This is a genomic window from Brumimicrobium glaciale (genome assembly GCF_004152935.1).
GTDB lineage: Bacteria > Bacteroidota > Bacteroidia > Flavobacteriales_D > Crocinitomicaceae > Brumimicrobium > Brumimicrobium glaciale.
Genome location: NZ_SETE01000010.1, coordinates 75,457 through 95,701, shown reverse-complemented (window position 1 = coordinate 95,701; position 20,245 = coordinate 75,457). Strand labels below are relative to the sequence as shown.

The following is a 20,245-nucleotide window of genomic DNA, read 5'->3' as shown; positions in this document are numbered from 1 at the left end:
AAAACAACACATTATGAAAAGGATCGATTTATCTAAAAGAATATCTCTAAATTTTAAGCCAAGATGTATTTTTAATTATATCATCAGCTTCAAGCTTTATTTTGCATTAACTGCCGTTTTCATTAGTGTGGCTTCAGTAAGTTTAGCTCAACTTCAATTGAATTTTGGAGGTAGTGGTTATGGTTACGCTTTAAATAAAGATGAACTTAATTATGATCCTTATGGTGAGTATGGAACTGAGTACCAAACTTCGCAGTATTTAAATTTAGGTGTTGGTTACATGCTCAACGAAAGAAACTATTTTGGAATAGAAGCTTCTGCACAACAATCCATTTTTGATGGATATTCAATTAACATGAGTGTTGGAATGGATCCTATGATTCCTCTTAGGCCAGAATATACAGCCTATAATTACAGCAGGAGATTTGGTTTACGATATACTCGAATCTTTTTACCTAATAAAAAAATTAGGCCAATTTTGAGTGTCTCTGTTCAACAATCGACAGAGTATAAATGGGTTGAAAAAGGAGATCAGATTACATATATTGAGACTGATAATGGAATAGAACTAAAAAGTGAACAATACAGTGAAGTGTACAAAATGAATTCCAATAACTTATACTTGGATTTTAGAATAGGAGCTGCTTATCATTTTAGTGATCACTTTTCACTTTCTTTAGCGTTAGAACTTTCTTCAGCTTCAACAATTGTTTGGAGAAACATGTCTAATCAAGGGGTTCAAAAGTATGAATTGGCGCTGCCGTTTACTGTACATTATCAATTTTAATTTGTTTCTGTTTTCTCACCATTTTTATTCTTATTCAAAGTTACTTTTGAGAGTTAGGAGAGATGGCTTGCTGTAATTTCAATGAACTTATGTTGCAAACCAATAATTGTTTCGGATTTACAACTATTTCTAATTCATAATTCTAAGACTTTATGTTTGTAACATTATTGACCATTCTCAACGTTTCTTGTTAAGAAAATAAAAAAGTAATTCAAGAATTCTTTTCTATTGTATATCTTTTCATTAAAAAAAAAATATGAGCGAGAAAAATTTGAATTTAAACGAATCAAGAAAGAAATTAAAGGAATTAGTTGAATCAATAGATTTTGCAATGTTTACTTCTAATTTAAGTAAACCACCATTTCACACTGTTCCTATGTCAACTAAAAAAGTAGATATTAATGGAAACTTATGGTTTTTAAGTGGTCGAACAAGTCAACACAACATCAACATTCAAATAGATGAAAAGGTATTATTAAACTATGCCAATAGTGGAGATTTTGAATTCTTAACTGTCTATGCAACTGCAAAAATCGTGAACGATAAAGCAATACTTGAAGATTTATACGGTAAGGCTGATGACGCATGGTTTGACGGAGTCGAAGACCCAAATCTTACTGCAATCTGCGTTGCACCAGAAGATGCACATTATTGGGAAGCAAAAAGTGGAAAATTAGTTTCCTTGTTAAAAATGGGAGTTGGTGCAATTACCGGAAAACAACCTGATATGGGAAAAGAAGGTGACTTAGCGTTGTAGTTTTTTGCTATGCATAATTGTATTAAGTTAGAGTAGTTGAGGTGGTTTATACTTCAATTACTCTAAACTTTCTAAAGTCCATAAACCATGCTATAGTTGCACTTCTGTGCATCTATTTCATTTGTGCCGATTTCATCTACATGTTTATCGCAGTTTCGCAGTGCAGCAGTGCTGCAGTTGGACTGCTGCACCTAAAAATCCTCTAAATCATCACCAAAAAACTGACCATTAAAATTCACCAAATACAATTTATCTGTTGCTCTGGTTAAAGCGGTGTATAACCACCTAAAATATGATTTGTCCAGCATTTCCTCTGTTAAAAACCCTTGATCGACAAAAACACATGCCCATTGTCCACCTTGAGATTTGTGACATGTAACGGCATAAGCATATTTCACTTGTAGCGCATTAAAATATTTGTCAACCATGATTAATTCATAGCGTTTTTTCTTATTGCGTTCAAATCCATATTCTCTTTCTACAGCAAAAAACAATTCCTTCATCTTGTTTCTTGGTAAGTTTGGACCTTCTTCATCCAAAACTTCCAGCATTATTTTTACTTCGAAAGTATCGGCCTCGGGATAATCAATCAGTTCAACAATGGCATCAGCAAAGTCAAATCCATAAATGGTTTCGCGATTCTTTATTCTAACCACTCTAATGGTTTCTCCATTGGCTATAAATCCTAGTGCTGAATTATCGCCCAACCAGAAATAGTTATTCCTTACGACCATTAATAAATCATTAGCAACGACTTTTTCTTCAAACCCAAAAATTCTAGATCTGATTTGTTGATTAAATAAATTGGCTCTTTTATTACTTCTCGTAATTACCAAAGTATCATTTACTCCATAATTTGAAATAGAAGAATCTAATTCATCTTCCAAATCTCCACCTTCTAAACGTATTAAATCATTTCGTCCGCTCAAATCAAATGAAGGATAAGTATTCTCTGGAGCTGAGCGTAAAGCTGTCGCATTTTTTAGAATATCAGAACCTTCTGCTTGACGTAAAACTTCTGAAAGTTGATAGGCAGAAATATCCAATTGAGAATAATTATTAGACATATATTCTAAGTTCAAAGCTGGACTAAAATCAGAGCCAACAGGAGGGAGCTGACCTTCATCACCAATAAGAATCAATTTGCAATTCTTGCCATTGTAAACAAAGTTGACCAAATCCTGTAAGAGATTTTGAGAACTAATTGCGCCGTCGTTACTTTGTGTGTAATCTCCAATCATTGAAGCTTCATCCACCAAAAACAAAGTATTTGTGTGAAGATTAGGGGCAACGGCAAGCACAATTCCACCACCAGCAACTTTTTCTCTGCGGTAAATCTTCTTGTGAATGGTAAAAGCAAGTTTATTGGAACGATGTGCAAAAACTTTAGCAGCTCTTCCAGTAGGAGCCAAGAGAACAGATTTACGTTTTAAATCTCCCAAAGCCTTTACAAAAGCGCTTAAAAGACTCGTTTTACCTGTTCCAGCATAACCTTTCAGTATAAAAAGCGATTGACTATTCGGCTGGACATAAAAATCACAAAGTTGTGTCAATAATTCATCTTGACTTGGTGATATCTCAAATTCGAAGTGGTTTAATGTTGATTTGTATAAATCTATGTGAACAGCCATGGTGCTAATTTAATGCTATTATTGATTTTATAGTTAAGGAAGTATTTTTTACATTTTAAATAGGTAGCTATCTTTGATAAAAACATTCAATATAAAGTGTTTACAATTCTACTCATCTTTTCTTATTAACTGAATCTACATTTAATATACTCGGTCTTTTGAATGATTTAGTGGTGGTTAAGCGAAGCCGAAAGCCCAATAAATCATTCAAAAAATGATGTTAACGCCAATCTGTTGATTAAACGGTGTAAAAAATCTACGTTTTAATTCAATGACATTTCAAAATTATTGTAGATTTGTAGAGATAGTAAATGAATTTAATTAAGATTGAATAATGAATAATCAGTTTTCTGTGTTTGTAAAGCGCTACTTAATTGCAGCTATAATTGCTGTTTTTGGAATAGTAATGGTAGTAGTTGGAATGAATTCCAACCAAGATTCTCTTTTTATGATGGCCGCTTTTAATTTATTAATAGGTGGAATTTTAGCAATTCTCTTTAGTGCTGGTATACTGGGTCGAAACATCGTACTCGGTATTGGTATAATTTGTATCGCTGCTTCAGTATTCTTTATATACAAGTCTGTGAAGTCGGTTGAGATTACTCAAAAGCATCAAATTGATTATGCTAAATCTGAAGCGTTAATGCGTTATACTCTAATTCAAATTAGAGATATCCAACGTGCTCATAGATCTAAAAATGGTACCTATGCTGCTGATTTTGCAGAATTAAAGAACTTTTTCGAAAATGATAAAATTCAAAAAATCGATGCTTTAGGTTCTGTACCATCTCGTAAGTTAACGGTCAAAGAGCGTGACGTTTTATATAACGACAAGCGTGCGATTGATAAAAACATGACTGAACGTGAGGCTGCACAATTAGCTATTTTAGGAAATCCTTCAAATGCTCAAGATTTAGCAGGTTTCAAACGTGATACTTTACAAGTTTACTATAAGGATGAATTCTTAGGTTCAAGATCTAGACAAAGAGATCGTGAGCATTTAGGTTTAGGGAAATTCAACATCGATGATTTGAAATACATTCCAATGACTGATCCTAAAGAAGAATGGACAATCGAAACACGTAAAAATGTACCTTATTTGAAAAACGATACAATTTCTACAATCCATGTTTATGGTAAAGAAGCTGTTTCAAGATTTGAAGAAGGGAGTAGAAATACAGTTGGATTTGGTAACCTGAAAACAAATTCGGACAAAGGAACATGGGAATAATATTAAATTAACGTGAGCAATACACAACTCGCCATACATATTTCAAGAACCTCAGTACATGTTGCTGAGGTTCTTCGTTCTAATCAAGAAATTATTCAACAACATGATTTCGAATTGCTTGAAAGCACACCCGATGCTTATAAAGATAAGTTGAAATCTTTTTTTAATTCGTTAACCACGCTAAAGGATGAATATCCTGAATATACAATGGCTTGGTCAACGCCAAAACAAACACTTGTTCCTTTGAGTGTGTACAATGAATCTTCATCAAAGTCAATATTTCATTTAATGTTTGGAGAGTCTATCGATGAAAAAATGATAGACTTTAATCGTTTGATGGAATTGAGTATGGTGAGTGTTTTTGAAATTCCAGATTGGGTAAAGTCCTTCTTTATCATTAAATATCCGCAAATTGTTTTCAAGCATGAACACGCAATGACGCTTCGTGCTTTATTTCAAATGGGAACTTTTAAAAGAAAAATTACGGTTAGCTTTAATGATGATTACGTCAATATTACCATCATTCACAAAAATGAATTGACCTTTTCAAATGGTTTTGAATACCAAACTGCAGAAGATGTTTTGTATAATCTCTTATTCGTATTGGAACAAGAAGGTTTAACGAATGAAGAAGGCAGTTTGAATTTCTATTTCATTGATAAAAAGACCGAAAATAAAGCAAAACAAACAATTGCCTTAATTGAGCAACTTAAGCCATTTAAGAGCATTAAAATAAGTACTATTGATTCAATACTTAAACTTCAGACACTGTGCGTATAATTAGCGGTACATTAAAAAAACAACGTTTTAGTCCACCCAAAGGATTTCCATCTCGTCCAACTACAGACTTCGCAAAGGAAGGATTGTTTAATATTTTGGACAATGAAATCACTTTTGAAGACTTAAAAATATTGGACCTTTTTGCAGGAACAGGAAATATTTCATTTGAGTTTGCCTCTCGAGAAGCTGGTCAAATAACTTCTGTAGATAAGAATTTTAGATGTACAAAGTTTATGAAAGACTTTTGCATTGAACACAAAATCGCCAACGCCATGAATATTGTGAAAGCGGATGTTTTTAAATTCGTTTCCAATAATCATCAGTCGTATGACTTAATTTTTGCTGATCCTCCTTTCGAAGATAAATTGCACCTTGATTTAATCAATGTCGTTATGAATGGAGAAATCCTTGCAGAAGATGGATTGTTTATTCTTGAGCACAGTAAACACAATAAGTTTGATGATCAAAAAGGTTTTCAACATTCCAGAAGATACGGACACGTTGTGTTTAGCTTTTTTAGACATAACGCATAATAGTGTACCATTAAATTTAAAGCTATGAAAAGAATTACAGTTTTTCCAGGTTCATTTGATCCATTTACAAAAGGACACGAATGTATTATTGAAAAAGCATTAAAGCTTTTTGATGAAGTAGTTATAGCGATTGGTCAAAATACATCGAAGAATTATTTATTTGATTTAGAACATAGAAAAAATCACATTAAATCAATTTTTGAAGGAAATAAGCGCGTAATAGTGCAAGAATTTAGTGGTTTAACAGTTGAATTCTGTAAATCAATTAATGCTGAATTTATTGTGCGTGGTTTACGTGACTCTAAAGACTTCGGATACGAAAGAAGTATAGCACAAATGAACTTCGAAATTTCTGGCATAGAAAGTGTTTTCTTCATGACCGATCCTGAGTTTACGCCAATTAATTCGACTATCGTAAGAGAAATTCATAAAAGCGGTGGAAGTATTGATTTGTTTGTAACCAATGCGGAAAAACTCGTTACATCAATCTAAAGCTTTTAGTGGTTTTAGAAGCTTGGGATCTCAAAATAATAATGGGGAATTTATATTTCCGCCATCATCTAATGATACATCCTATTTTAAAAGGAATTAATATTTAAAACTATGTTCAAGACATTAACTCTTTTATTTTTAATCTCTACAAGTCTATTCGTTACAGGGAAACAGTCCATCACAACGTTGTCAGGTTTTGCGAATGATAATATTGGGAAAGAAGTGAGGGTATTCTTTATTGATGACTATTTAAGTCAATTGAGAACCCAAGTGGCCAGTACAGTTGTTGAAGCAGATTCTTCGTTTAAAATGAGCTTCTATAATTCAGAAACAAGAAAAGTAAGAGTAGAAATAGAAGACAATTATTTCCAAATTTACCTTCAACCGGGTGGAGATTATAAGTTATTTGTAGAGGCAACATCACCTTATGTTAATGAAAAAGCAAAAGGAGTAGAGGTAGGGTTCTACTTCCTGGGGTTAGATTCTACCGACATCAATTATAAAATTTTGATGTTTGAAGATGCGCAATACAATTTTCTTCAAACTAATTATCAACCGAGATCAATAAAATCAACCATTTTTGTTCAGAAGTTGGACTCATTTAAGCTAAATATAACCAAAGAATATCAAAGTGATACTAGTCAATTTTTTAAAATTTATGTAAAGTTCTCAGTTGCCTCTTTGGACGATTTAGCATTTGTTGGACATAGAAATGAATACGAAAAGTTTGATTTTTACTTAAAACCAGAAACGGTTTGGTACCAGAACGATCGCTACATGGGATATATTCATCATTATTATAAAATGTATGAAAAACAACTCTCTAAAAATGTCAATGAGAAGTTTTATGAAGCTGTAATTCAAAGTAGTCCTAGTCTAGCGATGAATGCGCTGGGTGGAGATTATTCATTAAAGAATTTAAAATTGAGAGAGTTAATCATGCTGAAAATGCTTTCCGAAGTCTTTTTCACCAAAGATTATCCACAAACGAACATTTTAACAATGATGGACAGTGTTTCAAATCACGCCTTATTTAAAGAGAACAAAATTGTCTCAACAAATCTAAAGTACCGTTTACTAGATTTAGTTCCAGGCACAAAAATGCCAGATTTCATTTTAACAATTAGCGGAGAAAAGAAATACCAAAGTGATTATTACGGTAAACACACCTACATCCAATTCGTTAGTAAAGAAATGAAAAACTCGTTGAATGATTTAGAATTACTGTATAAATTGCAACAAAAATATTCAAAAAACACCCAATTTATTACAATTCTAGTCGCAGATAAAAACGACCCATTACTCAAAGATCCAATTCCTTTTATCAAGGAACATAAAATTGCTTGGGACTTTTCAGTTATAGAAAAAAATGATCCTATTTTGAAAAAAATGAATGTTTCAAACTATCCACATTATCTATTAATGGATGCGGAAGGTGTCGTAGTCGCTGCTCCAGCAATGTCTCCAAGACCAAATAACGATTATGAAACGATAGAATTAACATTAATTCAAATCAATAGAAAATACAGATCTTATGAAGAGGATGAGCGAAGGTGATTTCTAATCTTAAATATTATTAATCGTTTTAAAACGTTTTAAAATCTTTAACGGCATCTACCTTTTGTTATTAGCAGCGCTTCTAAATTACATTCCTTAAGCAGCGCTGCAGTTGCACTGCTGCGCCAACCTCTCGAAGCATCACACGCTTCGTTTAACTCTAATCTAGCTAATCTCCATTTCCTTAAGCAGCACTGCAGTTGCACTGCTGCGCCAACCTCTCGAAGCACCAAACGCTTCGTTTAACTCTATCTAGTCTAATCTCTATTTCCTTAAGCAGCGCTGCAGTTGCACTGCTGCGCCAACCTCTCGAAGCATCACACGCTTTGTTTAACTCTAATCTAGCTAATCTCCATTTCCTTAAGCAGCACTGCAGTTGCACTGCTGCGCCAACCTCTCGAAGCACCAAACGCTTCGTTTAACTCTATCTAGTCTAATCTCTATTTCCTTAAGCAGCGCTGCAGTTGCACTGCTGCGCCTACCTTTCGAAGCATCACACGCTTCGTTTGACTCTAATCTAGTCTAATCTCTATCTCCTTAAGCAGCGCTGCAGTTGCACTGCTGCGCCAACCTCTCGAAGCATCACACGCTTCGTTTAACCCTAATCTAGTCTAGTCTCTATTTCCTTAAGCAGCGCTGCAGTTGCACTGCTGCGCCAACCTTTCGAAGCACCACTCGCTTCGTTTAACCCTAATCTAATCTAGTCTAATCTCCATTTCAAAATAGCAATTCTTAAACAATCATTGCCTTTGCCTTTCTTTTCCATCCTTTAATCATCGAAGTAAATTATAGGTAAAAAAATATGGATGTTACAATATATTTAAAAACACTAATCACTTACCCTGCTCCTGAAAGCATTTCAGAATAAACTACTGCCCCAAAAAAAACACCTTCTCCTCAACCAACGGCATTGCACAATATCCCGGTCTAATCTTATGTCTTCTCTTCGCTACTTGATCATAAATCCAGTCCCTAATAAATCTCGGAACTATCATTCCGACATAATAAACAAATGGATAGATTTTTCCTAAATTTTTAGCAACCCTAATTGCAGCGGTAGATTTCTTATACAATTTCCCATTTTCCAACAAGTACAATGTATTCATCTTAATTTCTACATTGAATTTCGCCATTATTTGATGAGAAATTTCAGATTGTAACGGAATAAAATAGAAATCTACTTTTCGGTTTTTGAGTATCAATTGAACAGAGGTATTGCAGAATCCACAATCACCGTCATAGAAAACGATACGCTCTAGTTTTAAAATCTCTTCTAAATTCATTGTTCAATTCTGTATGAAAACAAATTTAATCCTTTATATTAGAAGTCTGTTGAATTTAAAGAAAGATCAAAATATTATAATATGAAAATTGGAGTTTTATTATCAGGATGTGGCGTATATGATGGAGCAGAAATTCATGAATCTGTCTTTACTTTATTGGCAATTGCAGAAGCTGGACATGAAGCAGTTTGTATTAGTGTGAATAAAAATCAACACCATGTTGTGAATCATTTGAATGGAGAAGAGCAAAAGGAAACCCGCAATATGATGGTGGAAGCTGCTCGTATTGCTCGTGGTGAGATTACAGAGATTAATAATATTACACCAGCAGATCTTGATATGATCGTTATTCCTGGCGGTTTTGGAAGTGCTAAAAACTTTACTTCTTGGGCATTTGACGGGCCTGAAGGAACTATTCTTCCAGAGGTTAAATTATTATTGGTTAACATGATGAATGTTGGAAAACCAATAGTTGCACTCTGCGTGAGTCCAATTGTAGTCGCAAAAGCATTTGAAGGTTCTGGTATTAAAACCTTTATGACAATTGGATCAGACAAAGCCGATTCAGATTATGATATCAACGAATTTGTAGATGGACTTTCAAAAACTGGAGTAGCTACAACAATGAAATTAGCCAACGAAATCAATGTAGATCGCGTAAATAAAGTGGTTACAGCTCCGTGTTATATGATGAAGTCCGATTTAGTAACACTGAGAAATAACATTGCCAATGCTGTTGAAGCAGGGATTGAAATGGTGGGGTAGTGACCACCTTCTTTTACGATAGATTTTGGGAAATTGTTCTTAGCCCTTTTCTCGCTTCAGATGCTTCAGTTTGCATTGCAGTAGTATAGAAACAATCAACATCAACATCAGTGAAAGATTTTATTAAGCCTATTATTTACTTTTCTCACGTTCTTTAGGGATGATATGATAATCTCAATTATATATTTTGGAATGATTCCTAATTCATCATCAAAATCTTTTGAATGTCCTTTTACATAACCACCATCTTCATATAACGAAGCTTCGATTGATGCTTGAGATGTCAGCTCTGTATTTATTTTGCCAAATTTCTTTCAGCGTTGTAAGGTGACTTAGTTACTACTTAATTAATTCTTAGTTGGTTGTTAATCCCAAGCTATTGATGATGAGTTATTTGGTTGTGTTGATTATCCACTTTCATTGTTTTTTATAGTCGATAGAATGTTTTTCCTAATTCAGCAATTATATATTTTTGATTTCTGTTCTTTAGGTTATCTTTAATCGTATAATCTAAATAATCACTATCAATCAAAGGCTGTAGGTGTCTTTTGAAGTTATCAGTATGATTCTTTAAACCTAAGAAAGAATTTCTTTTCTTGATTTTGGACTTGAGCAATAAGAGATTACCGATATTACTTGGTCGTTTACTTAGTCGTTATCATACACGTATTTTCCTTTACCCTTTTGATTAACAGTGGTTTTCTCATGGTCGCTAAACAAAGAATGTACTGGAATTTCTACAATGAAAGAAATGCGTTCTGGTTTATTTGTATCGAAGAATGAAAAGAATAGAGACGAGGTGGTTTGTTTTCTTAGAATAGAATTCTGTTCTATGAAACCAATCTACTTTTGGAATAAATGAAATAACAGATGCTATTAGATAGCAATCTGCGAAGCGACATATTCACTATACGTTTTCAGATTTGTGTAAAGCGACTTATCAATTTGAATTTCCTTCAAAATTGTTTTTGCTTCTTCAATTGCATCCCCGAATTTTTTATCCTTCGGTTCATTGATTACAAAATCAATTTTAATGTTTTTCAACGTAGACTTTTCCAATTGACGCAGCTGACCATTAAAAAGTATAGATTTATCAAGGATATTTTTTTCACTACTTAAATCAAAATTAATTGCCTTCGTATAATTTGTAATGACATTCTCCCAATAGAAATCTGATTTAAACTCAACATGTTTATTCGTGAGAATTCTGTTTTTATCTAACTTTAAAAACTCTTTAGCATTAGGGTTTATTTCTATAATTTTGGATTTTAATCTTCTAACAATTTTATCTTCTGTTAATATATGTGTTGTTCCATTAATTTCAGAATTGTAATTGCTTAAAATTAGATCAATATATCGTTCTCTAGTAATTTCAAAATCTGAATAATATATTGCTGTTCTGAAATCCTCGAATTGAAGCGCAGAAGCATCTTCAACAATAAAATTATCAGCAATTAAATCATTGTACCCAAATACATACTTTTCTAACTGATTGTTTAAGTTTTTAGACTTTTGTTCAAATGCCTTCAAATAATCCTTTATTAAGGATTCATTAAAATTATTATATAATCCTTTTAAACGGCTAATCTTTTTGGGATAATGGAATTCAACTAAGTTTTCATCAGGAAAAATCATTAGCACACCAACATTAAGCACCTCTCCTAGAAAGAGAGAATATCTGTATGTTAAAATGCTGTATGAAAACTTTTCACTCATTAATTTTAGTTTTTAAAAGGGTGACAAAGATAAGATAATTTTCTTTGAGCTTTTCTAAAGAATCTAGCCAGTCTATGCATTCATCTCTATTATATTCTTTCTAAATTAGAAAACTTTTAAATTGTTAAAAGCATACAATAGTTTGGTTTTGACATTCCAATTGTCTTATATTTGTTTTGCTCATTCTTCCACAATCGGAGTAAAGGAGTTTCGAAGCCCGATACATCAAGACATGTACCGGGCTTTGCTTTTTAATAGACTTCAACTAATTTCCTTTTAAATTTCTTATCTATTTGTTTCTTTCCACCGCGCTCATTCAAAGGGTAAGCAGTAAGCAAGTAATAATCCGCCGTATTTCTTAACGGCTCAAGTATAATTACATATTTTTGAGTTTTATTATAAATATAGGTTCGAATAACATCCTTTCCCTTAACTCTATCTTCATAACTAAAAACTTCAACAGTTTCCTTTGTACTTTCTTCAATATGGGATTTTATCCAATGTAATCGAATTGAACGCGCCATTTCAAAAGATCTACTTCCTAATTTGTTACCTTTCTCATCTTCATCACTTCTAGTTGTTAAATGATTAAAAAGAGTTTGCATAGGAGATTCACCTTCTATTTTGGTTGGTCTTATATGTTTTTCCCGAAAGAAAAATCTACTATTATCTGCAATATCCCTATTAAATATTCGCATTAAAGATTCTTTTCGTTGAAAAGGCGAGAACTGGTTTAGTTCCAATAATTCAGGATATTTTTTAATTACATTGAATGGCATATTACTTATTGTAAATCAATAAAAAACAAATTAAACTTATCTGCAGTTTTTGGAGTCGATTTGGTTATTGGAACTTTACTATGTTGTTCTATTTTTTCTATTAATTTATTTTTGGCAATTACTTTATTCAATCCTCTTAACTTATAATTTATAGCTCCCATAATTAAATCTGTGAGTTGCATGAATGAACTTTCATGAGATCTGATGAATTGACAATTCCGTATTGACGCATTATACTTAAGAATATCATTGAGTTTTTTCAACTTTTTATGGCTTCTTGTGTCTTTTATATCTAAATAGAGATTATACGTATATCCTTGATTAATTTTATGATGAATAAGTTGATAGTACATTCTAAAATATAAATCATCATAGGTAAACCCTTCTCTTGACTCATCAATCTTAGATTTATCCACAATAATTGATCTAAAATTTATATCAGTTGAAAAAAAGTAATCTATTAGTTCAGCATAAAACGGATAGGCTCCATGAGAAACATTACTCCATTTAATTTCGCCCTTGACTTTATGCCTGGCTCTAATACCTTTTATTGCTTCCTTATGTATATTTAATTGATTATATGCTACGCTGACATAGGCAATCATCATATAAGGCATTCCATCATTTTGAAGATGTGTACTTTCATCACAGTAGAAATTATATGTTTTACTCATCTTGGCTAATTATTAAATTTTTACTCTTCTTTAATTTCATTATTTTTTCTAGCTGGATTCAAGTTATAAATTCATTCATAATTCAAAATTCTTAAACAAGCCTTTCACAATACCTTTTATTTACAACCCTATCTCTCATCTTAGCTTTATCATTAAAATTTCTTGAAATATTTCTAATAACATCGCTGTAGTTATCTTGATTAGCATCTTGTTGATGATAAAATAACTTTATTGAAGCACAATTATCGTGTTCAAACATGGTATTAAGCATTGTTCTATCTGAAGTACCACAAGAATGTCCAAAAATAAAAACCTGGAAAGGAGCACTATTAATATATTCGAGAAGTTTTTTATAATTGTCGGTTTCTAAATAATTAATAGACTTTATATTTTCCAAATAAATATTATTATTCAATTTCTCAATTGACTTGTAATCATCATCTAATTCATCTCCGAATCCAAAAATTACTGGATTTCCGTCATTTTGTGTAATTGTTCCATGAATATGAATGGATTCAAATTCAGGTACTTTATACCTAAAGTGCCCTCTATACTCTAAAGCATATTGATACAATTTATCTGTCGAGGTATAATTAAAGTTTAAAAACAAGATGTTATCTGGAACTAAATCAAATAATTCATGAGCGTAGCTTTTGGACAGAAGATATTTTATTTCAGATTTTGGATTATTCTTTCCATGAACTTGAGTAATTAATCTTCGCTTACTTTCATCAACTTCATCCATTGTTATCAACGTATTCCCATCATCATCTTCAGTTAAACCTTCTAAATCTTTTTTAATTAATCGATATTCTATTTCAGCTTTAACATTAAAGGCATTCTCTGAAAAATCTCTCATTTCAAATGGGCGGAAAGTTTTATTACTTATTTGATCCTTTATTCTATCATAATCAGAACCCTTATCCTTATTATAAATTTCTTCTTGACCTTTAAGATATTCAATAAGCAAGTTCTTTATGCCTTCAAAATCTTTATTTAAAGTAAGAATTTGATATTCACTGTTTTCAGAACCAGTGCTTAACTCTTTCTTTAATAATGAGTAGTATTCGTTTTCAATATCAACCCAATTGATTTCTCCAGATTTTTTAGAAATTACCTCAAGAAATTGATTCTTAAAGATGAGTTTAGAAGAATACGATTTAAGCTCAGCCAATAAGTCTTTAAAGCCTTTTGACCGCATATTATCCACTGGTAGGTCCTTTATCTGAATAAAATCATCTTCAAAATCAACTACCCTCTTTGAATCGTTGCATTTATTGATACAAGTCTGCCAATAATCATCTATAAAATTTCTATAGCTAGTTTTTAAGCCATGAGCTAAGTCAAATCCATTTCCAATCAGTATTATTCTATTCATCCCTCCAAATATTCATCATTCATCACTCATAATTATTTTTCCACCCCTCCAAAAATTCATAATTCATAATTCATCACTCATAATTAGGAAGCCTCTACAATCCTAATCTCCTCCTCACTCAACCCATACAACGCATAAACCATCTCATCAATTTCCTTCTCCGTTTTTCCAATTTCCATTTGAAGTTCCTGCGCTTTTTTCTTGTTCTCTTCGAAAAGTTCCATCCATTCAAACTCATCTTTCTTGGTCAATTCAGGAATAACAGCCAAATCTTCTGCCGCTCGGGTTTTATTCGTGGATTTTATCGCTTTGTTGAGCTCCTTGATGAAATCTCCGAATTCGAGTTCGTGCCAGTTTTGGAGTTTTCCATTTACTTTTTCTATATAATATGTAAGACTGAAATAGTTAACAAAAGATTCTTCTGCTTTATGAATGCTGTCATTTAAATAGATCAATTTATCAGCTAAGCTACTTAGTTTTGAATCAAAGCTGTTTATGTTTCCAGAAATAGGAATATTCATAATCTTATCTCTCCTGAAATCATAGTACCCACCTTGCAGAGTTGTACAAACATTTTTTAAATAGAAATAAATTAATTTTGAGTTCAATAAAGCGAGTAAGGCTTTCGAATCAGTTGAAATGAAAAAGTTATTATCTAACAAGAATACCTCCCCTTTTTCATCAAAATAGAAATTTCCTCTATTATTTATTCTAGGATAAATGATTTTTGGCTGTTGCATTTCGTCATAATATGCACATGCTCGCAAGTTCCAATAATTTTCTCCCTGATCATATCTCTTAATTAATGCTTCTTTGTGAATGTCTAATTCTTGTTGAATATCAGGGTACTCATTTGGTATGTCATCACTATGACCTGTGAAAAGTAAATATTTATTCTGGAAATTGAAATAATTTCTTTTTACTTCTTTACCTGTTGCTAAAACTTTAATTCTTTCAGAGTTTTTTGCGTTTTTGGTGATTAATTCCTCTCTTTTTTCACCATCAATGATGAAAGCTTCATTCCTACCAGTGGTTATACCTCTATATATTTTTTTATCAACATAATCATCTAATCGCACTGAGTATTCCTCTAATTTAGTTAATAGTTGAAAAGATTTCAAATCAATAAAATTCCACATATCATCTTTTAAAGATTCAAAGGGAACCTCATGTTTTTTTACATCCAAAGCATTGATAGGATCAGAAGTATCGTCTCTTTTATTAATCTCTGAGTAAATAAAAGTTTCAGATTTACTTTCTGGGTTCTTATTTAAGACATAAATGATAGGATATGTTGTTGCATCAGGAAATACTGGATAATCATCAAAGTCGAAAAGTAGTTCTAAACTTGCGTTATCTTTTATTACTTTTCTAATGTCCTTTCCGTAGCTGGCTTTTAGAAACTTATTTGGTAAAATAAATGAAAACAGACCATTCTTATTCATTAAATGAATTCCTTTTTCAATGAAATAAGTGTAAAGGTCAGCCACACTATTGTAACATTCATAGTGTTTTTCTAAGTATGGTTTTATCTCTTTAAACAATTCCTGCCTCACATAAGGAGGATTCCCAATCACCACATCAAAACCACCTTTCTCAAAGACATCAGGAAATTCATTTTCCCATTTGAACGCTTTATTTCCAGCGACTTTTTTATCGTCTATTAAACTGTTTCCGCATTTTACATTACTGCTTAAGTCGTTCAGTTTTCTTCGGGGTTGTGCAGTTCTTAACCACAGCGAAAGTTTGGCAATTTCAACACTTTCTTCGTTGAGATCTACACCATAAATGTTGTTTTCTAGAATCGTATTTTCAATATCTGGGAACTGTAAACCACCACCCAACACACGCGCTTTCAACTCATCGATGTAACTGTGTTCTTTAATCAAGAAATCAAGTGCTTGGTTGAGGAATGCACCAGAACCACAGGCAGGATCACAAATCGTTAATTCCAATAACCAATCTCTGTATTCATCCAGAATATCTACCAAATTTTTAAGCGTGTCCTTATTTCTCTTCTTTCTGCTTTTGAAATATTGTTCTTCCTCAAAACCCAATTCTACTTTTTTCTCTAAACAGAGTTTTCCTACGGTATTTTCAACAATGTATTTTGTAATGTATTTCGGCGTATAAAAAACACCATCTTTCTTACGTTTACTGGTTTGTTTGTCAAAATCTCCACCTTCAATTTCTGCACTTACACTTTCAATCTCATTCAAAGAGTTTTCGAAAATGTGTCCTAGAATATTCACATCTACCTGACTTTCGAAGTCATAATTGGATAATGTTTTGGTGTATTTATAGAGTAAATTACTGTCAATTTCTAAGGCATCTAAAATTGCATCCGGCTTAAATAATCCACCGTTATATGCATAAATTTCAGCACGGTTTTGCGTTCCTTTTCTTCCTGTATCTAAGAAATTGAAATACTGTTTAAATAAATCATACAAAGGACGTTCATCCCCAAAATCCCAATCATTTTTCCACTTGTCAAGAATCTGTAAAGTAGAATTAGCAGGCAATAACATTCTGTCTTCGGCAAAAAACACAAACAGAAAACGGTCAATTAGTTTTTGCGACTTTTGGAACAGCGTCAATTTCACATTCTTCTCTAATCGCGCAATTTCAACTTGTTCGTCAACATCAATATTGGTACTTAATTTCTCTTTAACCGTTTTGGAATTATTTCGAACTAAATCTCTGTACAATTCACGTTTAAAAACCGAATAATCTTTATAAAATGCTTTGGTAATTTCTTCTTCTTCAGCAATGGAAGCCTCCTTGATACGGAGTGGAACATCGGTGAGTACTTTCTCGACGTGCAAACACAAATACAATAAATTAAAGCGATCACGAGAAAGGGTAAACAAATCAAATTCCTCAAATTCTGTAGCGTCATTGATATAAAAACGCAGCTTTTCAAAATTGGAAGTAATCACATACACACAACCTTTATGATTGGCTTTGTAATCAAAAGCTTGTTGACGAATACTTTCCAAATCCTTGGTGTTCATTCCCTTTAATTCAATCACACCCACTGCAAGTCCATCTTTCAGAATTGCGCCATCTGCTTTTCGGGCATTTTTCTGATTCTTAAACTCTGTCGTTAAATTCGGGTTTGGATTGGGAAATAGGGTATAGCCCAAAATATTCACAAACAACTCATTTAAGAAAGTCGCTTGAAATTGTTCTTCTTTTGCACTCTTGATATTTTCTTGTATCGTGGTGTTCCAGAAGTAAGTTTTGTATTTTTTATAAGCTTTCTCAACTGCCGCTTCATCCAGCATTGAGAGTTTTGATTTAAGTACCGAAGATTGAAATAGTGCCATATTGTATATTCTGTAAATGCAAATTGTTTGGACTAGGTTGCTATAACCACATCCGATTATAGAACAAGTTGAAAAAGGTACAGATTATATCTTAAATACAGATTGGATTCTTGGAGATTTTTAGATTTAAGGTTGATTTGAAATGTTTTGAAGAGATTTAAATCATTTTAATTTCATCTTGAGAATTTTATAAATGGGTTTCTATGCTAGATCACAAATAACAACTAGATTTTAGAAGTAGATTTTTTCTGTATTTAAAAAACCTAAAGTTTCGAATAAGGTTTTCCAATTATCTATATAAACTCAACATCCAAAGGTCTTTCCGAATAGAGCATAGCGCCGAGAAATCTCTTTTGAAGTGACTTTATAGTTCTTTCGAGACTAAATAAGTCGTATAAATCAAGTAGAAACTCAATAAAATAAATGCTTCCCATCTGTCGAGTTTTTTCTTTTTACCCGTAAACATGGCGATGATAAGAAAAACTGTTCCTCCAATTAAAATGGCAAATTCTTGATTGAAAATCTGATTGTATTCTATAGGTTTAATTAAAGAACTTATTCCCAAAATTAGAAGGACATTGAATATATTAGATCCAATCACGTTACCAATGGCTATGTCACTGTTCTTTTTGAAAGCCGCAACCAGAGAAGTTATTAATTCAGGAAGTGACGTTCCAGCCGCAATTATGGTTAGCCCAATTATTTTTTGACTAATCCCCAATTCTGTTGCTATTCCTATACTATTGTCAACCACTAATTTACCGCCAATAATTAATCCGCTAAACCCCAATATAATTAAACTCCAAATCTTAATATTCGATTTTTGGACATAAGGAATTGCCTCAATTACTTCCGTTTTCATTTGTTTAAAAATGTAGTACAGAAAACATAAAAACGAGAGCAATAAAATAATACCGTCAAGTCTCGATATTTCAGAGTTTGGATAAATGAAAAAGTCGTTTGCTAGACAGAATAAAAGAATTGTGATGATCAGCGATATTGGAATTTCCCTCCAAGCTGTTGACGATTGCACTGTAATTGGGTAAACTAATCCAGCTATTCCCAAAATTAGAAATAAGTTAAAGTTATTGCTCCCAATAATATTTGCCAAAACTATATCTGAAAGTCCATCAACTGAAGCTACAGAGTTAACGACTAATTCAGGCGCTGAAGTTCCAAAAGCGACAACAGTTAAACCAATCACCAAATCGGGAATGTTGTACTTTTTCGCCAAACCGGACGCTCCATTCACAAGCCAATTGGCTCCGAAAATTAAGCTGGCAAATCCTACTATAATTAAAATGGAAGACAGAATCATATTTTATTCACAATGATTGATTACTAAAAATTTAGGCTTACCGATAAATTTATCTTTACAGCTCATTAACTGTTTTCTTCTTTTTAAAAATTAATTTGACAATAACGGGCAAGGTTACGAGCAAAACTATTCCTAAAATAACATATTCCAAATTACTTTTTACCCAAGGATTGTCTCCCAGAATATATCCTAATGAAGTAAGAACACCTACCCAAATAACTGCGCCTACTACATTGAAAAAAACGAATTTTTTATAATCCATTTTAACTGTACCGGCTACAATAGGCGCAAAGGTTCTTACAATTGGCAGAAACCGTGCAATAGTAATAGCAAATCCACCTTTAGAAGCGTAGAATTCATTGCCAGCATCCATGTGTTTTCGTTTTAAAAACCAAGTGTCCTCTTTTCGATTAAATACATGTGAGAATTTGTTCCCTGTCCAATAACCCAAAAAGTAACCAGAAATAGTTGACCCCATAAATAAGAGCATCCAAAACAATAGATTTACAATTTCAGAACTAAATGGATAAGCTTCATCGGCAGTGGCAATAACCATCCCTGAAACAAATAACAATGGATCGCCTGGCAGAAAGAAGCCAAAAAATACACCTGTTTCAATAAATAAAATTAAAAGGACTAAATATAATCCACCGTTCTGCATTATCCAATCAGGATCCAAAAGGTGTTGAAACGATTCTAAAATTGCATCCATTTAAGTTTTCATTTTTATTAGTGCTACGTTGATTTTTAATTTCTGATATTAATGGGAAAGGTAGATGAATTTTTCAGCTTAATACTATGGTATGATTATAATTTGTGATATGTTGGATACCCGAACTCATTTATATTTTGAAGTCAATTTTGTAAGGTGAAATATTTTGAAATTTTCACGGGAGGATGAGTTATTAAAGGAAAACTTGTGTTTTATAATTAATGAAACGATGCTACCATTAGTCAATATTTGTCAAGTTGGCCAATTATTAATGGTCAAAAAATGAATAGCCATACTTAATAATACATTTAGTGTTTTTTCTTATTTTTGAGAAATAAGAACTCGCTTTTTGGAACTAAACTCACAGATTAAAATAGGGCAGTGGTTGGCCAATCGTTGTTATGATTGAGAGTTGTGAAAACTATTGGGAATCACAAGGATGCGCGCCATACTGTCTCCCGAAATTCATTTCAATTGAAGTTGCTAAATTACAGACATAAGGAAAATTTTAAACACAAATTAT

The 20,245-nt window shown here is 32.4% G+C and carries 17 protein-coding genes; 8 read left to right on the top strand and 9 right to left on the bottom strand.

The genetic code is table 11. The features are described 5' to 3' along the window. Positions 1 to 13: 13 nt before the first annotated feature. Positions 14 to 787, top strand: coding sequence for an outer membrane beta-barrel protein (locus tag ERX46_RS17340; protein ID WP_130095138.1), 774 nt, complete (start codon positions 14 to 16; stop codon positions 785 to 787). 256 nt (positions 788 to 1,043) lie between these two features. Continuing rightward, positions 1,044 to 1,544 carry a pyridoxamine 5'-phosphate oxidase family protein gene (locus tag ERX46_RS17335; RefSeq protein ID WP_130095137.1) on the top strand — a complete coding sequence of 167 codons (501 nt, stop codon included), beginning with the start codon at positions 1,044 to 1,046 and terminating at the stop codon, positions 1,542 to 1,544. A 191-nt stretch (positions 1,545 to 1,735) separates the two neighbouring features. On the opposite strand, the gene ERX46_RS17330 is transcribed toward ERX46_RS17335, so the two are convergent. Then, on the bottom strand, positions 1,736 to 3,175 hold the full coding sequence (locus tag ERX46_RS17330) for an ATP-dependent DNA helicase (protein WP_130095136.1): 1,440 nt from the start codon (positions 3,173 to 3,175) through the stop codon (positions 1,736 to 1,738). A gap of 334 nt (positions 3,176 to 3,509) precedes the next feature. On the opposite strand from ERX46_RS17330, the gene ERX46_RS17325 reads away from it, so the two are divergent. From ERX46_RS17325 to ERX46_RS17305, 5 genes are all read left to right on the top strand, one after another. Further along, complete coding sequence (locus ERX46_RS17325; RefSeq protein WP_130095135.1) at positions 3,510 to 4,406, top strand: MFS transporter; 897 nt, start codon at positions 3,510 to 3,512, stop codon at positions 4,404 to 4,406. Between the two features lie 12 nt (positions 4,407 to 4,418). Next, entirely contained in the window at positions 4,419 to 5,186 is a 768-nt protein-coding gene (locus ERX46_RS17320; protein ID WP_165366270.1) for a DUF3822 family protein, read from the top strand. Further along, the gene (locus tag ERX46_RS17315; protein ID WP_130095133.1) at positions 5,177 to 5,719 is read left to right on the top strand and encodes an RsmD family RNA methyltransferase; all 543 of its coding nucleotides are present in this window, start codon (positions 5,177 to 5,179) and stop codon (positions 5,717 to 5,719) included. Before ERX46_RS17320 ends, ERX46_RS17315 begins: the two co-directional genes overlap by 10 nt. Positions 5,720 to 5,743: 24 nt before the next feature. Then, the gene (coaD, locus tag ERX46_RS17310) at positions 5,744 to 6,211 is read left to right on the top strand and encodes a pantetheine-phosphate adenylyltransferase (RefSeq protein WP_130095132.1); all 468 of its coding nucleotides are present in this window, start codon (positions 5,744 to 5,746) and stop codon (positions 6,209 to 6,211) included. Between the two features lie 111 nt (positions 6,212 to 6,322). Then, positions 6,323 to 7,768: a TlpA family protein disulfide reductase gene (locus ERX46_RS17305; RefSeq protein WP_130095131.1), complete on the top strand. Its 1,446-nt coding sequence runs from the start codon at positions 6,323 to 6,325 to the stop codon at positions 7,766 to 7,768. Positions 7,769 to 8,637: 869 nt separating this feature from the next. Here ERX46_RS17305 and ERX46_RS17300 read toward each other — a convergent pair. After that, on the bottom strand, positions 8,638 to 9,051 hold the full coding sequence (locus tag ERX46_RS17300; protein ID WP_130095130.1) for a thiol-disulfide oxidoreductase DCC family protein: 414 nt from the start codon (positions 9,049 to 9,051) through the stop codon (positions 8,638 to 8,640). A gap of 81 nt (positions 9,052 to 9,132) precedes the next feature. Here ERX46_RS17300 and elbB point away from each other — a divergent pair, with 81 nt between their 5' ends. Next, positions 9,133 to 9,816, top strand: coding sequence for an isoprenoid biosynthesis glyoxalase ElbB (gene elbB, locus ERX46_RS17295; RefSeq protein ID WP_130095129.1), 684 nt, complete (start codon positions 9,133 to 9,135; stop codon positions 9,814 to 9,816). Positions 9,817 to 10,692: 876 nt separating this feature from the next. On the opposite strand, the gene ERX46_RS17290 is transcribed toward elbB, so the two are convergent. The 7 genes from ERX46_RS17290 to ERX46_RS17260 form a co-directional block, all read right to left on the bottom strand. Next, a complete protein-coding gene (locus ERX46_RS17290) occupies positions 10,693 to 11,532 on the bottom strand; it encodes a DUF3037 domain-containing protein (RefSeq protein WP_130095128.1) in 840 nt (279 codons plus the stop codon). 251 nt (positions 11,533 to 11,783) lie between these two features. Next, positions 11,784 to 12,311 (bottom strand): hypothetical protein, encoded by a 528-nt coding sequence (locus ERX46_RS17285; protein ID WP_130095127.1) that lies wholly within the window; start codon positions 12,309 to 12,311, stop codon positions 11,784 to 11,786. Positions 12,312 to 12,316: 5 nt separating this feature from the next. Then, a complete protein-coding gene (locus tag ERX46_RS17280) occupies positions 12,317 to 12,985 on the bottom strand; it encodes a DUF3800 domain-containing protein (RefSeq protein ID WP_130095126.1) in 669 nt (222 codons plus the stop codon). A 91-nt stretch (positions 12,986 to 13,076) separates the two neighbouring features. Further along, positions 13,077 to 14,363, bottom strand: a complete 1,287-nt coding sequence (locus ERX46_RS17275) for an AbiH family protein (protein ID WP_130095125.1) — start codon at positions 14,361 to 14,363, stop codon at positions 13,077 to 13,079. Between the two features lie 83 nt (positions 14,364 to 14,446). Then, positions 14,447 to 17,692 carry an Eco57I restriction-modification methylase domain-containing protein gene (locus ERX46_RS17270; RefSeq protein WP_130095124.1) on the bottom strand — a complete coding sequence of 1,082 codons (3,246 nt, stop codon included), beginning with the start codon at positions 17,690 to 17,692 and terminating at the stop codon, positions 14,447 to 14,449. A 364-nt stretch (positions 17,693 to 18,056) separates the two neighbouring features. Next, positions 18,057 to 19,010, bottom strand: coding sequence for a calcium/sodium antiporter (locus ERX46_RS17265; RefSeq protein WP_130095123.1), 954 nt, complete (start codon positions 19,008 to 19,010; stop codon positions 18,057 to 18,059). Positions 19,011 to 19,065: 55 nt separating this feature from the next. Then, positions 19,066 to 19,722, bottom strand: coding sequence for a DedA family protein (locus tag ERX46_RS17260; protein ID WP_130095122.1), 657 nt, complete (start codon positions 19,720 to 19,722; stop codon positions 19,066 to 19,068). Positions 19,723 to 20,245: the final 523 nt, after the last annotated feature.

Coding starts and splice junctions, on each gene's coding strand:
- ERX46_RS17340 (WP_130095138.1), top strand. CDS start 14: ATGAAAAGGATCGATTTATCTAAAAGAATATCTCTAAATTTTAAGCCA.
- ERX46_RS17335 (WP_130095137.1), top strand. CDS start 1,044: ATGAGCGAGAAAAATTTGAATTTAAACGAATCAAGAAAGAAATTAAAG.
- ERX46_RS17330 (WP_130095136.1), bottom strand. CDS start 3,175: ATGGCTGTTCACATAGATTTATACAAATCAACATTAAACCACTTCGAA.
- ERX46_RS17325 (WP_130095135.1), top strand. CDS start 3,510: ATGAATAATCAGTTTTCTGTGTTTGTAAAGCGCTACTTAATTGCAGCT.
- coaD (WP_130095132.1), top strand. CDS start 5,744: ATGAAAAGAATTACAGTTTTTCCAGGTTCATTTGATCCATTTACAAAA.
- ERX46_RS17305 (WP_130095131.1), top strand. CDS start 6,323: ATGTTCAAGACATTAACTCTTTTATTTTTAATCTCTACAAGTCTATTC.
- ERX46_RS17300 (WP_130095130.1), bottom strand. CDS start 9,051: ATGAATTTAGAAGAGATTTTAAAACTAGAGCGTATCGTTTTCTATGAC.
- elbB (WP_130095129.1), top strand. CDS start 9,133: ATGAAAATTGGAGTTTTATTATCAGGATGTGGCGTATATGATGGAGCA.
- ERX46_RS17290 (WP_130095128.1), bottom strand. CDS start 11,532: ATGAGTGAAAAGTTTTCATACAGCATTTTAACATACAGATATTCTCTC.
- ERX46_RS17285 (WP_130095127.1), bottom strand. CDS start 12,311: ATGCCATTCAATGTAATTAAAAAATATCCTGAATTATTGGAACTAAAC.
- ERX46_RS17280 (WP_130095126.1), bottom strand. CDS start 12,985: ATGAGTAAAACATATAATTTCTACTGTGATGAAAGTACACATCTTCAA.
- ERX46_RS17275 (WP_130095125.1), bottom strand. CDS start 14,363: ATGAATAGAATAATACTGATTGGAAATGGATTTGACTTAGCTCATGGC.
- ERX46_RS17270 (WP_130095124.1), bottom strand. CDS start 17,692: ATGGCACTATTTCAATCTTCGGTACTTAAATCAAAACTCTCAATGCTG.
- ERX46_RS17265 (WP_130095123.1), bottom strand. CDS start 19,010: ATGATTCTGTCTTCCATTTTAATTATAGTAGGATTTGCCAGCTTAATT.
- ERX46_RS17260 (WP_130095122.1), bottom strand. CDS start 19,722: ATGGATGCAATTTTAGAATCGTTTCAACACCTTTTGGATCCTGATTGG.